Here is a 15,720-nt window from a genome sequence, read left to right as displayed (position 1 = left end):
GTTCGTCGACTGTATGTCCGGTAAGGGCGGGATCAGCCCTGGCGGCTCTTCCACTGCGGGTTCGCGCGGTTCACCACGACCACCCGACCGTGCCGGCGGACCACCACTGAGCCCGGCTTCTGCTTGAGCGCGCGCAACGAGGTGCGTACCTTCATGTCTGCCTCCTCGGCCTGGGGTCTGGCCTGAATTCGTACCGCCTATCGGAACGCCGGAGGCGGTGACGGGATTCCCGACCAGCCGACGTCGAACCTTTGACCCTTCGCGCCCGTACCACTGCCCGGGAGGTCACGCCATGACCATGCGCCGAGTGCTAACCGCCGTGCTGGTCGCTGCCGCGACCGTGCCGCTGGCCGGCACGCCCGCCGCCGCGCACGGCGCCCCGACCGACCCGATCAGCCGCGCTGCCGCCTGCGGACCCCAGGGCCGGTACGCGACGACCGCCGCCTGCCGGGCCGCCGTCCGGGCGGGAGCCGCCGTGCGCGAGTGGGACAACGTGCGCGTCGCCGCGATCAACGGCCGGGACCGGGAGCGGATTCCCGACGGCGAGCTGTGCAGCGGAGGCCTGTCCGCGTACCGGGGACTGGACCTGCCCCGGACCGACTGGCCGTCCACCGAGCTGACCCCGGGCGCGACGTTCACCTTCCGGTACCGGACCACCATCGAGCACCGGGGCACCTTCCGGCTCTACGTCACACGCCCCGGCTACGACCCCCGCGAACGGCTCACCTGGGCGGACCTGGAGTCGCGCCCCTTTCTGACGGTGACCGACCCGCCGGTGCGGGCCGAGGCGTACCAACTCGCGGGCCGGCTGCCGGCGGGCCGCAGCGGCCGGCACCTGATCTACACGATCTGGCAGAACTCCAACACCCCGGACACCTACTACTCCTGCTCCGACGTGGTGTTCCGGGCGGCGCGGAGCGGAACGGCGAAGAGCGCGCCGGCTGTCCCGCGTACCACGGCGAGTCGGCCAGCCGCCGCCGCGTCGACGGTGGCGGCGGCGGCCGACCCGGGCGTGCCTGTGGCGTCGGTGACCGACCTCGGCGCCCGGTGGCCGGTGCTGGCCGGCGCAGCCACCGTGCTGCTGCTGGCGTTGCTGATCACCGCCGGCTGGCGACGCCGGAGCGTCGCGGCGCCGGCCGGCCGGCAGTGCGGGGTACGCAACCACAGGGCCGGGCGGCGCCGGATCTGGTGACCCGACCCCGCCCGACACCCGGTGGCGCTCAGCCCAGGTGCCTGTCGAACGGCACCTGGCCGGCTCACCCGAGGTTCAGCTCCACCGTGTCGGCGCTTGCCCCGCCGCCGCAGGTGATCGCCCCCGCCACGAAGTAGCCGCGATCGCCGACCCGGGCGGCGCCCAATCCGTGCCGGCCCTGCGGCAACGGCGAAAGCGTGGTCCAGCGGTCCTTGCGGGGGTCGTACGCCGTCACGTCGTCGTAGGTGGTCTCGTCCGGCCTGCACTCGCCGCCGGCGTACACGATCCGGCCGTTGAGCACGACTGCGGCTCCGGCGGAGCGGGGAGTGGGCAATGGGGCTGCCCTGCTCCACCGTCGGGTCCGGGTGTCGTAGACGTCATGGCGTGCGAGGTTGTCCTCCCCGTCTGCGACCCGGCCGCCGAACACGTGCACGCGATCGCCGAGGACGGCGACTCCCGCGTGGTCGCGCGGCTCGACCGGCAGTGGCTCGGCCGTGGACCAGCTGCGCCGCGCCGGGTCGTACGTCAGGTGGGTCCGGACGGTGCCGTACCCCATGGAGATCGGCGGATCCGGCAGGGTCACGACGGTGTGAGAGTCCCGTCCGCCGAGCAGGTGCAGCTTTCCGTTCACCGCCGCGACGCCGACCGAGCCCAGCTTCTGGGGCATGTCCGGCAGCCGGCTCCAGGCGTCGCGCAGCGGGTCGTAGGCGTAGGCCACCTGCTGCGGGTGCATGTGCACGATGTCGGTGAAGCCACCGAAGGCATACAACTTTCCGTTCAGCCCAGTCACGCCGACGTGCGTGAGAGGGCGCGGCAGGGGTGCGTGCTGCCGCCACCGGTCGGTACGCGGGTCGTAGCTGGTCACCACTGTCGTCGCCCACGTTGGCTGCTCGTCGCCGTTCTGCACGGTGCCACCGACGACATAGACGCGGCCGTCCAGCGCGGCCACCCCTACCTCTGCCCGCGCCGTGTTCATCGGCGCCCTGCCGCTCCACACAGCTCGATCGTGGCCGGCGGGTGATTGTGCCTGCGCGCTGCCGGCCGACGTCACCTGCCCGAGGCCGGCGACGGACAGCGCCGCTGCCGCCAACGTCGCCGCGACGATGCGATGGTTCCTCTTCAACTCTGCTCCAAAGTGGGTAGTGGTCGACGGCTCGGTGGTGCGGTGTGTCATGCCCGAGGCGCGATCGGGGCCATCGAGTGGCGACCCCAGGCGACGAAGAGCGCGAGCGCGATGAACAGGACATTGACGGGCGCGTCCGCGGCCTCTCCCCGGGAGAGGTGGAAGACGATCGCGGAGGCTTGCAGCGCGACGCACCCGAGAGCCGCGAGCACTGTCACGCCGGGCCTGATCCGGGTGAGCGAGGGCAGGAGCACGCCGATCCCGCCGAGGATGTCGAGTGCGGCGGTCGCGTAGAACAGGCCCGGTGGGACCTCGCCTGCCCAGGCGAACGCCTCGGCGACGCGTTCGATGGGCGTGACGATTTTCCAGACGCCGCCGCCCGCGAAGATCAGCGCGAGGGCTCCCTGGGCGGCCCATAGGCCGATGGTGAGTGCGCTGACGGGCGGTGTCCGCAGCGTTTGTGCAGGGTCGGTCATCACGAGTTCCTCTCGGGGAAGCATGCCTCCAAAACTAGCCTAGTAGCTCAGTAATGAACAGCCTGTTCAGAAGTTGTCGGATGGTTTGGCTGTTCGGTAGGGTCGGTGATCGTGGAGCAGGAAGCCGACAGCGTCGATCCGAGGGTTCAGCGGACCCGGCGGGATGTCGTCGACGCGGCTACGGCGCTGTTCCTGGAGCAGGGTTGGGCGGCGGTGACCCACGCCGAGGTCGCGCGCCGGGCGGGCTACTCCAAGGCGACCCTCTATGCACACTGGCCAACGCGCCTGGACCTGGTTCGGGCGTCGGTCGATCAGATGTGTGCCGCGGTCGGGCACCCCCAGTTGACCGGCGACCTACGCCACGACCTGATAGCGGGCTTGCTCGACTTCGGGCAGGATCTCGCCGACGGGCACCTGGTCAGGGTTTTCGGCGGGCTCCTTGAGCGGGCCGGCAGTGACCCCGTCGTCGATGAGCTGCGCGAGCGGCTCTACGCGGCCGGGACCCGGTCGCTGGACTCGGCCCTCCGCTCTCACCTGCGGGCCGAGGATGTCGAGCCTTCGCTGGCGCTCCTGGTGGGCGGGGTGCTCGTGCGCGCGGGTTTCCAGGCTCAACCGGCGGATCGGCCCTTCGTCGAAGACCTTGTCGATCGGGTCCTGGCCGCGGCGAGGCGGAACGACGCGCGATAACCGTCCGGCCGTTGCCGGGACATCTTTTCCAACAACCGCGTTGGCCGGCACCCCGGAAGGGTGCCGGCCAACGTCGTATCGCGGTATCGCGGGCGCTCAGCCCAGCAGTCGGTCGATCTCGGCCAGTTCGTCGGCGGTGAAGTCGAGGTTGCCGACGGCGGCGACGTTGGTCTCCAACTGCTCGACGCTGCTCGCCCCGATGATGAGGCTTGTCATCCGCGGGTCACGCAGCGCCCAGGCCAGCGCGAGCTGCGCGAGTGACTGGCCGCGCCGCTCGGCGAGCCCGCCGAGCCCCCGGATGGTGGCCATCTTCTCGTCGCTCAGGTCGCTCTCGTTGAGAAAGACGCTGGTACGCACCCGCGAGTCCGCCGGGATGCCGCCCAGGTAGCGGTCGGTCAGCAGGCCCTGAGCGAGCGGGCTGTACGCGATGCATCCGGCGCCTACCTGCTCCAGCGTGTCGAGCAGGCCGTCGTCCTCGGTCCAGCGGTTGAGCATCGAGTACGACGGCTGGTTGATCAGCAGCGGCGTACCCAGGTCGCGCAGGATTGCGGCCGCCCGCGTCGTCTGCTCGGAGTTGTAATTCGAGATGCCCACGTAGAGCGCCTTGCCGGAGCGGACGACGGCGTCCAGCGCGCCCATCGTCTCTTCGAGGGGGGTGTCCGGGTCGAACCGGTGCGAGTAGAAGATGTCGACGTAGTCCAGACCCATCCGGCCCAGCGACTGGTCCAAGGAGGAGATCAGGTTCTTGCGCGAGCCCCACTCGCCGTACGGGCCGGGCCACATGAGGTAGCCGGCCTTGCTGGAGATGACCAGCTCGTCCCGGTACGGCTTCAGGTCGGTGGCGAGCAGCCGGCCGAAGTTCTCCTCCGCCGAGCCGGGCGGCGGGCCGTAGTTGTTGGCCAGGTCGAAGTGGGTGACACCCAGGTCGAAGGCGCGCCGGACGATGTCGCGCTGCCGTTCGAACGGGCGGTCCGGGCCGAAGTTGTGCCACAGCCCGAGGGAGACGGCGGGCAGCCGCAGGCCACTGCGTCCACTGCGCCGGTAGGTCATGGTGTCGTAGCGGTCATCCGCGGCGAGGTAGGTCACGATCATGAGCCTAGCTCCGGCCGGCGGTGCCGGAGATCGGGCTTGCGAAGCCGGACAGCGGGGTAGTTTCGACGCCATGCGGTTCATCTCGCTCGACACCCCCAAACCGTTGTCCAAGATCGGGTTGGGCACCTGGCAGTTCGGCTCCCGGGAGTGGGGCTACGGGTCGGACTTCGAGCGGCAGGCGGCCCAGATCGTCCGGCGGGCCGTGGAGTTGGGCGTCACGGTGTTCGACACCGCCGAGCTCTACGGCTTCGGGCGCAGCGAACGCATCCTCGGTGCCGCCCTCGGCGACGACCGGCCCAGCGTGGTGATCGCGTCCAAGATCCTGCCGGTGCTGCCTGTCGCCGCCGTCGTGCAGCAACGGGCTGTCGCCTCGGCGGCCCGACTCGGCGTCACCAGCATCGACCTCTACCAGGTGCACTCGCCCAACCCGCTCGTCGCCGACCACACCACCATGCGTGGCATGCGCGTCCTGCAGGACGTCGGGCTGGTCGCCGAGGTCGGGGTGAGCAACTACGGGCTGCGCCGCTGGCAGGTCGCCGAGGCGGCGCTCGGCCGGCGGGTGCTCAGCAACCAGGTCCGCTACAGCATGCTCGACCGCGCCCCCGAACAGGACCTGCTGCCGTACGCGCGGCAGGCCGGCCGGGTCGTCATCGCGTACAGCCCGCTGGCCCAGGGTTTCCTCTCCGGCCGCTACGACGCGAAGAACCCACCCTCCGGCGCGGTCCGGCGGGCCAACCCGTACTTCCTGCCGGAGAACCTGGAACGCGGCGCCACCCTGATCGAGACGCTGCGCCAGGTCGCCGACGCGCACGACGCCACCCCCAGCCAGATCGCGCTCGCCTATCTGCTGCGCCACCCGAACGTGCTGGCCATCCCCGGCGCGTCAGGGGTGGAGCAGATGGAACGCAACGCCGCCGCCGCGGACATCGACCTCGCCGACGACGAGTACGCGGCGCTCGCCGAGGCCGCGAAACGCTTCCGACCGGTCACCGGCCTCGCCGCGATGCCCGCCATGGTGCGCGCCCGGTTCGCCGGCTCAACGGGAAAGTGAGCACAGTGGACGACATCACCGCGCTGATCCTGGACGACCACGCCGCCTTCCGGCGCGGCTTCGCCCGCCTCGACGACGCCCGCGACGAGCAGGAACTGCTCGCCATCTGGGACGCCCTCGCCCTGCACCTGGACATCCACGCTGAGGCGGAGGAGGCCATCCTCTACCCGCACCTGGTCAAACACGGCGACGACGGCGAGGACGAGACAGCCGACGCGATAGGCGACCACAACAAGATCCGCGACGCCATCGCCGAGTCGAAGCTGCACCCGGTCGGCTCGAAGCAGTGGTGGGAGGCAGTCGGCACGGCCCGCCGGGAGAACAGCGAGCACCTGGCCGAGGAGGAGGACGAGGCCCTGCCCGACTTTCGCCGGCACGCCAGCTTCGAGCTGCGTGCCGAGTTGGGCCAGCGCTGGCTGACCTTCTACGGCGAGCACAAGAACGGCCGCGACCTGCCGTTCCGCGACAAGGATCCGCAGGGGTACGTCGCCGACCACCGCTGAGATCTCCCCGCTGCGGGGGAGTCGCGGCGCGGGGTGGGCGCAGCAGAATGACGGCATGACCTTCCGCGTGGCACTGGCCCCGCTGGTGGCCGGCAGCACCTGGCGACGCGGAGTTTTCCTGCTGCTCGGCGGTGTGCTGGCGCTGCCGTACGGGGTCCTCGCGGTGACATTCGCACAACTGCTCACCGACTCGACGATCCCCCGCCCACTGGTGTACGCCCTCCTGGTGATCGCGGGGCTGATCGCCGTGGTGCCGCTGCTGCTGGACGGCAGCCGGGCTCTGGAGATCGCCGCCGTACGGGCGCTGCTCGGCGTCGACCTGCCCGACCCCGCGCCCGGGCACCGCGCCGACCGGGAGAGCCGCCTGCGCAGCGCGCTCTGGATCGCCACGCACCTCACCATCGGCGCGCTGGTGATGATCGCGCTGTTCAGCGCGCTGCCGATGGCGCTGGCGTTCATCGCCCAGCAGTTCGGAGTGGGCGCGGAGATCACCAGCCGGGAGCGGTTCGGCCCGCTGGACGGACGGGACGGCGGCTGGCTGACGCTGACCGGGGTGGCCCTGCTCGTCGGCCTCGGCTACGCGGTCGCCGGGCTCGGCGCCCTGGCCGTGTCGATGGCGCCTGTGCTGCTCGGCCCCGCGCAGGCCGAGCGGATCGCCGCGCTGGAGGCGCGGGCCACCCGGCTGGCCGAACGCAACCGGTTGGCCCGGGAACTGCACGACTCGGTAGGTCACGCGCTGACCGTGGCCACCCTCCAGGCCGGCGCTGCTCGCGAGGTGCTCGACACCGATCCGGAGTTCGTCAGGCGGGCGCTCGCCGCCATCGAGGAGGCTGGACGGACCGCGATGGACGAGCTGGACCACGTGCTCGGGCTGCTCCGCGAGACAGGTGGTGACAGGCCACCTGCGGCGCCGCAACGTACCCTCGCCGACCTGGACCGGCTGGTCGCCGACACACGCGCGGCCGGGCTGACCGTGCACGCGCAGCGCGTCGGCGACCCGGCGCGACTGCCCGCGATCGTCTCCCGGGAGGGCTACCGGATCGTCCAGGAGGGACTGACAAACGCCGCCCGGTACGGGTGCGGGCCTGTGACGCTGCGCCTGGACCTGCGGCCGGACGCGCTGGAGCTGGAGCTGGTCAACACGATGAGCCGCCCCGACCGGGCCGACACGGGGCGGTCCGGTCGGGGCCTGGACGGTATGCGGGAACGGGTGCTGCTGCTCGGCGGTCGACTCACCGTGGGGCCGGCCGGCGACCGCTGGCTGATCCGGGCCCGACTGCCCTACGAGGACGCACGATGACCACTGGTGTGCTCATCGTCGACGACGACGAGTTGATCCGGGTCGGGCTGCGGGCCATCATCGACGCCCAACCCGACCTGCGGGTGCTCGCCGAGGCCGCCGACGGCGCCGAGGTCCCGCCCCTGGTCGCCCGGCACCGGCCCGACGTGGTGCTGATGGACGTACGGATGCCAGGCATCGACGGCATCCAGGCCACCCGCCACCTGCTGGCCACCTCGGCCGACCCGCCCCGGGTGCTGGTGGTCACCACGTTCGCCAACGACGAGTACGTCTACGAGGCGCTGCGCGCCGGCGCCTCCGGATTCCTGCTCAAACGGGCCCGACCCGCCGAGGTGGTGGAAGCCGTCCGGGTGGTCGCGGCGGGCGAGTCGCTGCTCTTCCCGGCCGCGATCCGCCAGCTGGTCGGGGCGTACGGGCCGGTCGGCGGCGATCGGCTGCGCGCGGCCCGGCTCACCGAGCGGGAGGCCGAGGTGCTGCGGCTGATGACCACCGGCCGGTCCAACCCGGAGATCGCCGCGCACCTGGTGGTGGGGGTGGAGACGGTCAAGACGCACGTCGGCAACGTGCTGGCCAAGCTGGGTGTCCGGGACCGCACGCAGGCCGTGATCGCCGCCTACGAGTCCGGCTTCGTCACCCCGTCCGGCTGACCGGTCCCCCACCCGGGGGAGCGGATTCACCGCGGGCCGGGAGGGATTCGGCGGGCTGTCGGCCGAGGCTCAGAGCATGACGACGATCACTGCATCCCGAGTCCGTGCCGGCTCCCGCTGGCCCGACCGACTCGCCCCACTGGCCGCCGGTTGGCTCGGCCTGTGGGGCGTACTCGCCCTGATTGGCACACTCACCGGCGCCGGCTATCCGTTCGGCGCGAACGACACGCACGGCGGCGACGTCAACCTGCTGCGCCTGGTGCCGGTGGACCTGGCCACCCCGCTCTTCGCCGGCGTCCTGCTGACCGCCGCCGTGGCCGCCCTGGCCATGAGCCGCCCCGCGGTCCGCCCGCCCGGTCCGCTGCGGGCGCTGCTCGCCGGCTACGCCTGGGCCGTGGCGTTCGGACTCGCCGTGGTCGTCCCGGACGCCCGGGTGCTGATCGTCCTCGGCTACCTGCCGATCCTGCTCGTCGGCGCCCCGTTCGGCTGGCCGCCGATCGAGTACTCCGACGTCTTCGACTGGGCGCTGTTCGGCAGGTTCGCCGCGCTGGCCGGCGGGCTGCTGCTGGCCGGGGCCGTGCTCGCCTGGCAGCGCCGCACCGCAGGGGCCTGCGTCGGTTGCGGGCGGGACGGCACCGACCGGGGGTGGACCACCCCGGCCGCCGCCGCGCGCTGGGGTCGGTGGGCCGCCGGCATCGCGGCGGCGATTCCGCTGACGTACGCGGTGACCCGGTTCGCCTGGGCGGCGGGCATCCCGCTCGGCATCTCCCGCGAGTTCCTGACCGAGATGCAGGACACCGGACTGGTCTGGGCCGGATTCGGGCTGGGCGCCTTCGCCACCGTCGGCGCGATCCTCACCCTCGGCCTGGTGCAGCGCTGGGGCGAGCGGTTCCCCCGCTGGATGGTCGGGCTCGCCGGTCGCCGGGTGCCGGTGCTGCTTGCCGTGGTGCCGGCCACCCTCGTCGCCATCGCGGTGACCGCGGCCAGCCTGGGGCTGCTCAGCAACCCCAGGTTCTGGGAGCTCACCGGCGGGGTCAGCCTGACCGGGACGCCGATGCTGCTCTGGCCGCTGTGGGGCGTGGCGCTCGGCGCGGCGACATACGCGTACCACAGGCGCCGCCGGGGAGCCTGCCGGCGCTGCGGCCGGGGCTGAGGGTGGGATCGGGGGTGCCCCCGCGATGCCGGGGCACCTCCGCGAATGTGAGCTAGCGTGGGTCGGGTGACTGCGCCTAACCCGGTAATCCCGGTTCCACCGGCCGACCTGCCCGGCACGCTCGGCGCGCTACGGGCGGCCGGTCACCAGTACCGCACCGTCAAGCAGGAACTCCGCGACAACCTCCTCGCCCGGATGCGTTCCGGCGAGCCCCGTTTCCCAGGCATCGTCGGCTACGACGACAGCGTGCTGCCCGAGGTCGAGCGCGCGCTGCTCGCCGGGCACGACATGGTGCTTCTCGGTGAGCGCGGCCAGGGCAAGACCCGCCTGATCCGCTCGCTCGGCGCGCTGCTCGACGAGTGGACCCCTGTCATTCCCGGCTCGGTGCTCAACGAGCACCCGATGCACCCGCTCACCCCGGCGTCCCGTGCCCAGGTCGCGGAGGCCGGCGACGACCTGCCGGTCGGCTGGCTGCACCGCTCGATGCGCTACGGCGAGAAGCTGGCCACCCCGGACACCAGCGTCGGCGACCTGATCGGTGACGTCGACCCGATCCGGATCGCCCAGGGTCGTACGCTCGGCGACCCGGAGACCATTCACTTCGGGCTGGTACCCCGTACCAACCGGGGGATCTTCGCCGTCAACGAGCTGCCCGACCTGGCCGAACGGATCCAGGTTGCCCTGCTCAACGTGCTGGAGGAGCGCGACATCCAGGTCCGTGGCTACCAACTGCGCCTCCCGCTGGACCTGCTCCTGGTGGCCAGCGCCAACCCGGAGGACTACACGAACCGGGGCCGGATCATCACCCCGCTCAAGGACCGGTTCGGCGCGGAGATCCGCACCCACTACCCGATGGAGCTGGAGCTGGAGCTGGCGCTGATCCGGCAGGAGGCGGACCTAGTCGCCGAGGTGCCGGAGCACGTGCTGGAGGTGCTGGCCCGGTTCGCCCGCGCGGTACGCGAGTCGCCGTCGGTGGACCCGCGCTCCGGGGTCTCCGCCCGGTTCGCCATTGCCGCCGCCGAGACCGTCGCCGGCGCCGCGCTGCGCCGCGCCGGACTGCTCGCCGCCTCCGCCGATGCGGACGACCGCCCGGAGGCCGCAGTGGCCCGCGTCGGGGACGCCGTGTCGGTGACCAGCACGCTGCGCGGCAAGGTGGAGTTCGAGAGCGGCGAGGAGGGGCGGGAGATCGAGATCCTCGCCCACCTGCTGCGCACCGCCACCGCCGAGACGTTCCGGGCGCACCTGTCCGGGCTGGACCTGTCCGGCTTCACCGCCCTCGTCGACGACGGCGCGGCGATCGAGACCGGCGAGCTGGTAAGCGCCGCCGAGCTGCTGCGCCAGGTCGGCACCGTACCGGGGCTGGCGAAGGTCCTGGACCGGCTCGACCTGGGCGACGCGCCCACCCCGGAGGAGGCTGCCGCCGCCGTCGAGTTCGTGCTGGAAGGGCTGCACCTGACCCGTCGGCTCGGCAAGGACGTCACCGACTCCGGGCGCACCGTCTACGGCGGCCGGGGCTGACCGTGGCCGGCAACCGGTTCCGGTACGGGCAGTGGAACGGCGGGCCCGACCCGCTCGCACCCCCGTACGACGTGCGTGCGGCGGTCGACGCGGTAGGCGCCGAGGTGCTGGCCGGCGGCAGCCTGCGCGAGGCGCTGCGTGACCTGCTGCGCCGGGGCCCGCAGGGGCGCGCCGGCCTGGACGACCTGGCCGCCCGGGCGCGGCGACTGCGCCGCGAGGCGATGCGTCGGGGCGATCTGGACGGCGCGGTGACCCGTGCCCAGGCACTGCTCGACCAGGCCCTCGCCGCCGAACGGGACGAGCTGCGGGGCCGCGACGACGACGCGGCGCGATTCGCCGAGGCGGTGCTGGACAACCTGCCCCGCTCCACGGCGCGGGCGGTGCAGGAGCTGTCCGGCTACCAGTGGGCGAGCGAGGACGCCCGCCACTCGTACCAGCAGATCCTCGACCAGCTCCGCGACGACGTGCTCGGTCAGCGCTTCGCGGGACTGCGCGACGCGGTCCGCGCGTCCGCCGACCCGGCCGCCCAGCAGCGGCTCGGCGAGATGATGGGCGACCTGAACGACCTGCTGGCCCGGCACGCCCGCGCGGAGGACACCACCGACGCGTTCGCCGAGTTCATGCGCCGGCACGGCGACTTCTTCCCGGAGAAGCCGGAGACCGTCGACGAGTTGATCGACGTGCTGGCGCGTCGCGCGGCGGCCGGCGAGCGGCTGATGAATTCGCTGTCCGAGCGGCAACGCGCCGAACTGGCCGGCCTCATGCAGCAGTCGCTCGGCGACCGCCTCGCCGGGGAGCTGTCCGCGCTCGACGCGCACCTGCGGTCGTTGCGGCCCGACCTGCGGTGGGGCCGTGGTGAGCGGGTCCGCGGCGACCAGCCGTTGGACTACGCCGACGCGGCCGGCGCGCTCGGTGAGATCGGCGAGTTGGACGACCTGCTGGACCAGCTCGACCAGGAGCACCCCGGCGCCACCCTGGACGACGTGGACGTCGACGCGGTGGCCCGTACGCTCGGTCGGGACGCCGCCGACGACGTCCGCCGGCTACGCGAGCTGGAGCGGGAGCTGCGTCGGCAGGGCTGGGTGAGCCGGGACGCGGACGGGCTGACGCTGAGCCCGAAGGCGCTGCGCCGGCTCGGCGGGACCGCCCTGCGGCGGGTCTTCGCCGACCTGACCGCCGGACCCCGGGGCCAGCACGACCTGCTTTCGGCGGGTGCGGCGGGCGAGGTCAGCGGCGCGTCCCGCCCCTGGGAGTACGGCGACGAGCAGCCGCTGGACGTCGTCCGCACGCTGACCCGGGCGGTGCGCCGGGCCGGGCCGACGGTTCCGCTGCAACTCGCCGCCGACGACTTCGAGGTGGTGGAGACCGAGAAACGCGCATCGGCGGCGGTGGTGCTCTGCGTCGACCTGTCGTACTCGATGATCTCCCAGGGTCGTTGGGGGCCGATGAAGCAGACGGCGCTGGCGCTGGCGCACCTGATGGAGACGCGTTTCCCGCAGGACGCGTTGCAGATCGTCGGCTTCGGTCGGGAGGCGATGACGCTCACCCAGCAGGAGCTGGCCGCCGTCGAGCCGGACGGGGAACAGGGCACCAACCTCCAGCACGCGTTGCGGCTGGCGGGGCGGCACCTGCGCCGGCACTCGGACGCCGAGCCGGTGGTGCTGGTGGTCACCGACGGTGAGCCGACCGCGCACCTGGACCCGGACGACGGGGAGGCGCTGTTCCACTGGCCGCCGCTGCCGGAGACCATCGAGGCGACCGTCCGGGAGGTGGACCGGTTGAGCCGCTACGGCGCGACGCTCAACCTGTTCATGCTCGGCGACGACCCGGGCCTGCGCCGTTTCGTCGACGCGGTGGCCCGCCGCAGCCGGGGCCGCATGTTCACCCCGGACACCGACGACCTGGGCGAGTACGTGGTCAGCGACTACCTCCGCTCCCGCCAATCCCGCCGCTAAGTCCCGCCGGGGCGGGTTGACTGGATGGATGGAGAGTGGGGGTTTGCGCCGGGCGTACGGCGGTGTGTTCGCCGAGCTTGACGCCTGGGAGTTCGAGGCGGCTCCGGAGGGGCAGCTCAGCGCCGAGCAGATCGTCGCGCATCTGGTCGCCAACGACGAGCTGATGATCCAGGCCACCGAGGCGTTGCTGGCGGGATCGCCGTTCGCCTACTACGAGCTGGAGGAGGACGTCCACCGTCCGCAGCTCGACGCGCTGGTCGCCGAGCAGGGCGGCCTGCGCGGCCTGACCGCGCTGCTGCACGGCACAAGCGACCGCCTGTGCGGGCTTGTCGACCAGCTCGGCCTGGCCGCCGAGACCCCTGTCGAGACCCACCTGCGCGAGGGCTTCGACCTCGTCGTCGACGAGTCGCTGCCCTGGTCCCGCACCCTCGACCTGCACGCCCGCGTCCACCTCCCCAAACACCAGGCCCAACTGCACATGCTCCACCCCTGACCGCCCGCCCCGCCCCGTCCGTCCCGCCCGCCCCGCCCTGTCCCGCCCTGTCCCGCCGATCTTGCACTTCCTGTGCCGACAAACTGGGGCGCACGGGGCAATCCGACAACCGCAAGTGCAAGATCGGCGGGGTGGGGGGGTGGGGTGGGGTGGAACCGGGTCAGGTTTCTACCAGCTCGGGGCGGGGGTGGAAGGTGCGGCGGTAGGTGGACGGGGCTACGCCGATGCGCTGGTGCAGCTGTTGGCGCAGGGCGGCGGTGGTGCCGAAGCCGCAGCGGCGGGCGATCTGGTCGACGGTGAGGTCGGTCGTCTCCAGCAGCAGCCGGGCGTGGTCGGTGCGCTGTTGCAGCAGCCACTGCGCCGGGCTCAGCCCGGTCTCCGAGCGGAACCGCCGGGTGAAGGTGCGCACGCTCATCCGGGCCTGTTCGGCCAGGTCGCGCAGGGCGATCGACTCGTGCAGCCGCTGCCGGGCCCACTCGCGGGCGGCCGCGGTGCTGGCGTCGGTGGCCCTGGGCACCGGGCGTTCGATGTACTGCGCCTGGCCGCCGTCCCGCCACGGTGGCATGACGCAGCGGCGGGCTGCCCGGTTGGCCACCTCGCTGCCGTGGTCGAGGCGGATGACGTGCAGGCAGAGGTCGATGCCGGCGGCCACCCCGGCCGAGGTGAGCATCCGGTCCTCGGCGATGAAGAGCACCCCCGGGTCGAGGTCGACCCGCTGGTGCAGGCGGCGGAACTGCTCGGCGTACGCCCAGTGGGTGGTGGCCCGCCGTCCGTCGAGCAGGCCGGCGGCGGCCAGGACGAACGCCCCGGTGCAGATCGACATCACACGTGCGCCCCGCTCGTACGCCGACCGCAGCGCGTCGGCCACCTCCGGCTCGATCCTGCCGGCGGTCAGCGCGTTGCCGTCGTGGATGCCGGGGACGATCACCGTGTCGGCGGTGTCGAGCAACTCCAGACCGTGGTCGGGGAGGACCTGGTAGCCGGCCGTGCTGCGGACCGGCCGCCCGCCGGGCGTGCACACCCGCACGTCGTAGAGGTGCGAGCCGTCGGTGCTCCGGGCGGTGCTGAAGACCTGGGACGGGGTGCCGAGGTCGAGGCCGACGACGTGGTCGAGGGCGAGGACGGCGATCCGGTGCGGACGTACGCTCATGGCCCGATTATTGCGCATGATGGCTTTCCGGCCACTCGTCGTGGACGGCGCCCCTGCCGAGACTTGTGACGTGACAGGGAAACGTCGTCTGCACCCCGCCTGGCTCGTCGCCGCCGTCGCCTTCGTGGCGCTGGTCGGCGCCGCCGGCTTCCGCGCCACGCCGTCGGTGCTGCTGCACCCGCTGCACGAGGAGTTCGGCTGGCCACTCGCCACCATCTCCGCCGCCGTCTCGGTCAACCTGCTGCTCTACGGGCTCACCGCGCCGTTCGCCGCGGCGCTGATGGACCGGTTCGGCATCCGCCGGGTGGTAGCGGTGGCGTTGCTGCTGGTGGCCGCGGGCAGTGGGCTGACCGTCTTCATGACCGCGAGCTGGCAACTGTGGCTCTGCTGGGGTGTGCTCGTCGGTCTGGGCACCGGCTCGATGGCGCTGGCGTTCGTGGCCACCGTCACCGGTCGCTGGTTCGTCCACCGCCGGGGCCTGGTCACCGGGGTGCTGACCGCCGGAGGGGCGGCCGGGCAACTCGTCTTCCTTCCGCTGATCGCGGTGCTGGTACGCGACAACGGTTGGCGCACGGCGGCACTCGTCGTGGCCGGGGCGGCGCTTGTGGTCGTACCCCTCGTGGTGTGGCTGCTGCGCGAACACCCGGCGGATCTCGGCCTGCCCGCCTACGGCGCGACCGAGGTCGTGGCGGCGCCGCCGCCGGCCGGCGGCGCGGCGACCCGGGCGTTGGGCGCGCTTGCCGCCGCGGCCCGGACCCGGCCGTTCTGGCTGCTGGCCGGCGGGTTCGCGATCTGCGGCGCGACCACGAACGGCCTCGTCGGCACCCACTTCGTGCCGGCCGCCCACGACCACGGCATGACCGAGACCACCGCGGCGGGGCTGCTCGCGCTTGTCGGCCTGTTCGACATCGTGGGCACGATCGCCTCCGGCTGGCTGACCGACCGGGTGGACAGCCGGCTGCTGCTCGGCGCCTACTACGCGCTGCGGGGATTGTCGCTGCTGGTGCTGCCGAGCCTGTTCAGTGGCACTGCCCGGCCGAGCATGCTGGTGTTCATCATCTTCTACGGCCTGGACTGGGTGGCCACGGTGCCGCCGACGGTGGCGCTGTGCCGGGAGTACTTCGGTGGCGCGGGAGCGGTGGTGTTCGGCTGGGTGTTCGCCGCGCACCAGCTCGGGGCGGCGGTCGCGGCGACGGGGGCGGGGCTGGTCCGGGATCGGCTCGGCGACTACGCGCTGGCCTGGTACGTGGCCGGTGCCCTGTCGATAGGCGCTGCCGGGCTGTCGCTGCTGCTGCGTCGGAGGCCGGGTCGGGCCGTGCCGGAGGCCGTCCTGGCCGCCGCCACCGCGCCCCGGGCCTGGAGCTACCGGGGCTGAGCGGG

The 15,720-nt window shown here is 72.7% G+C and carries 16 protein-coding genes; 11 read left to right on the top strand and 5 right to left on the bottom strand.

Translation table 11 applies throughout. The annotated features are described in order from the left end of the window. Positions 1-32: 32 nt before the first annotated feature. Positions 33-155 carry a 50S ribosomal protein L36 gene (locus tag AB0N27_RS12755; protein WP_357008690.1) on the bottom strand — a complete coding sequence of 41 codons (123 nt, stop codon included), beginning with the start codon at positions 153-155 and terminating at the stop codon, positions 33-35. Between the two features lie 137 nt (positions 156-292). On the opposite strand from AB0N27_RS12755, the gene AB0N27_RS12750 reads away from it, so the two are divergent. Next, on the top strand, positions 293-1,192 hold the full coding sequence (locus tag AB0N27_RS12750; RefSeq protein ID WP_364367658.1) for a lytic polysaccharide monooxygenase: 900 nt from the start codon (positions 293-295) through the stop codon (positions 1,190-1,192). A gap of 64 nt (positions 1,193-1,256) precedes the next feature. On the opposite strand, the gene AB0N27_RS12745 is transcribed toward AB0N27_RS12750, so the two are convergent. Beyond that, a complete protein-coding gene (locus AB0N27_RS12745; RefSeq protein WP_364367655.1) occupies positions 1,257-2,315 on the bottom strand; it encodes a kelch repeat-containing protein in 1,059 nt (352 codons plus the stop codon). Between the two features lie 47 nt (positions 2,316-2,362). Continuing rightward, positions 2,363-2,791: a DoxX family protein gene (locus tag AB0N27_RS12740; RefSeq protein ID WP_364367652.1), complete on the bottom strand. Its 429-nt coding sequence runs from the start codon at positions 2,789-2,791 to the stop codon at positions 2,363-2,365. 111 nt (positions 2,792-2,902) lie between these two features. On the opposite strand from AB0N27_RS12740, the gene AB0N27_RS12735 reads away from it, so the two are divergent. Next, positions 2,903-3,478 carry a TetR/AcrR family transcriptional regulator gene (locus AB0N27_RS12735; RefSeq protein WP_364367649.1) on the top strand — a complete coding sequence of 192 codons (576 nt, stop codon included), beginning with the start codon at positions 2,903-2,905 and terminating at the stop codon, positions 3,476-3,478. A 96-nt stretch (positions 3,479-3,574) separates the two neighbouring features. On the opposite strand, the gene mgrA is transcribed toward AB0N27_RS12735, so the two are convergent. Next, entirely contained in the window at positions 3,575-4,570 is a 996-nt protein-coding gene (gene mgrA / locus AB0N27_RS12730) for an L-glyceraldehyde 3-phosphate reductase (RefSeq protein WP_364367646.1), read from the bottom strand. Between the two features lie 70 nt (positions 4,571-4,640). Here mgrA and AB0N27_RS12725 point away from each other — a divergent pair, with 70 nt between their 5' ends. The 8 genes from AB0N27_RS12725 (at position 4,641) to AB0N27_RS12690 (ending at position 13,190) form a co-directional block, all read left to right on the top strand. Continuing rightward, positions 4,641-5,621 (top strand): aldo/keto reductase, encoded by a 981-nt coding sequence (locus AB0N27_RS12725; protein ID WP_364367643.1) that lies wholly within the window; start codon positions 4,641-4,643, stop codon positions 5,619-5,621. Positions 5,622-5,626: 5 nt separating this feature from the next. Beyond that, positions 5,627-6,124: a hemerythrin domain-containing protein gene (locus tag AB0N27_RS12720; protein ID WP_364367640.1), complete on the top strand. Its 498-nt coding sequence runs from the start codon at positions 5,627-5,629 to the stop codon at positions 6,122-6,124. Positions 6,125-6,179: 55 nt separating this feature from the next. After that, complete coding sequence (locus tag AB0N27_RS12715; protein WP_364367637.1) at positions 6,180-7,424, top strand: histidine kinase; 1,245 nt, start codon at positions 6,180-6,182, stop codon at positions 7,422-7,424. Further along, positions 7,421-8,071: a response regulator transcription factor gene (locus tag AB0N27_RS12710; RefSeq protein WP_357980237.1), complete on the top strand. Its 651-nt coding sequence runs from the start codon at positions 7,421-7,423 to the stop codon at positions 8,069-8,071. Before AB0N27_RS12715 ends, AB0N27_RS12710 begins: the two co-directional genes overlap by 4 nt. 76 nt (positions 8,072-8,147) lie before the next feature. After that, positions 8,148-9,224 (top strand): hypothetical protein, encoded by a 1,077-nt coding sequence (locus AB0N27_RS12705; protein WP_364367633.1) that lies wholly within the window; start codon positions 8,148-8,150, stop codon positions 9,222-9,224. 57 nt (positions 9,225-9,281) lie between these two features. After that, positions 9,282-10,742, top strand: a complete 1,461-nt coding sequence (locus AB0N27_RS12700; protein ID WP_364367630.1) for a sigma 54-interacting transcriptional regulator — start codon at positions 9,282-9,284, stop codon at positions 10,740-10,742. 2 nt (positions 10,743-10,744) lie between these two features. Continuing rightward, positions 10,745-12,697 carry a VWA domain-containing protein gene (locus AB0N27_RS12695; RefSeq protein WP_364367627.1) on the top strand — a complete coding sequence of 651 codons (1,953 nt, stop codon included), beginning with the start codon at positions 10,745-10,747 and terminating at the stop codon, positions 12,695-12,697. 28 nt (positions 12,698-12,725) lie between these two features. Then, on the top strand, positions 12,726-13,190 hold the full coding sequence (locus AB0N27_RS12690; RefSeq protein ID WP_364367624.1) for a hypothetical protein: 465 nt from the start codon (positions 12,726-12,728) through the stop codon (positions 13,188-13,190). Between the two features lie 160 nt (positions 13,191-13,350). Here the strand turns inward: AB0N27_RS12690 and AB0N27_RS12685 are convergent, their stop codons facing one another. Further along, a complete protein-coding gene (locus tag AB0N27_RS12685) occupies positions 13,351-14,358 on the bottom strand; it encodes a helix-turn-helix domain-containing protein (RefSeq protein WP_364367621.1) in 1,008 nt (335 codons plus the stop codon). 1 nt (position 14,359) lies between these two features. Between AB0N27_RS12685 and AB0N27_RS12680 the strand changes: the two genes are divergently transcribed. Further along, positions 14,360-15,715, top strand: a complete 1,356-nt coding sequence (locus tag AB0N27_RS12680) for an MFS transporter (RefSeq protein ID WP_364367619.1) — start codon at positions 14,360-14,362, stop codon at positions 15,713-15,715. Positions 15,716-15,720 lie beyond the last annotated feature (5 nt).

This window comes from Micromonospora sp. NPDC093244 (assembly GCF_040683695.1).
In the GTDB taxonomy this organism is placed as follows: Bacteria; Actinomycetota; Actinomycetes; order Mycobacteriales; family Micromonosporaceae; genus Micromonospora.
Note: the sequence above shows the minus strand (reverse complement) of the source record. Positions and strands in the feature narration are given on the sequence as shown.

Excerpts from the sequence above, each read along its gene's own strand:
- AB0N27_RS12755 (WP_357008690.1), bottom strand. The coding sequence starts at position 155 with ATGAAGGTACGCACCTCGTTGCGCGCGCTCAAGCAGAAGCCGGGCTCA.
- AB0N27_RS12750 (WP_364367658.1), top strand. The coding sequence starts at position 293 with ATGACCATGCGCCGAGTGCTAACCGCCGTGCTGGTCGCTGCCGCGACC.
- AB0N27_RS12740 (WP_364367652.1), bottom strand. The coding sequence starts at position 2,791 with ATGACCGACCCTGCACAAACGCTGCGGACACCGCCCGTCAGCGCACTC.
- mgrA (WP_364367646.1), bottom strand. The coding sequence starts at position 4,570 with ATGATCGTGACCTACCTCGCCGCGGATGACCGCTACGACACCATGACC.
- AB0N27_RS12725 (WP_364367643.1), top strand. The coding sequence starts at position 4,641 with ATGCGGTTCATCTCGCTCGACACCCCCAAACCGTTGTCCAAGATCGGG.
- AB0N27_RS12715 (WP_364367637.1), top strand. The coding sequence starts at position 6,180 with ATGACCTTCCGCGTGGCACTGGCCCCGCTGGTGGCCGGCAGCACCTGG.
- AB0N27_RS12710 (WP_357980237.1), top strand. The coding sequence starts at position 7,421 with ATGACCACTGGTGTGCTCATCGTCGACGACGACGAGTTGATCCGGGTC.
- AB0N27_RS12705 (WP_364367633.1), top strand. The coding sequence starts at position 8,148 with ATGACGACGATCACTGCATCCCGAGTCCGTGCCGGCTCCCGCTGGCCC.
- AB0N27_RS12690 (WP_364367624.1), top strand. The coding sequence starts at position 12,726 with ATGGAGAGTGGGGGTTTGCGCCGGGCGTACGGCGGTGTGTTCGCCGAG.
- AB0N27_RS12685 (WP_364367621.1), bottom strand. The coding sequence starts at position 14,358 with ATGCGCAATAATCGGGCCATGAGCGTACGTCCGCACCGGATCGCCGTC.
- AB0N27_RS12680 (WP_364367619.1), top strand. The coding sequence starts at position 14,360 with ATGGCTTTCCGGCCACTCGTCGTGGACGGCGCCCCTGCCGAGACTTGT.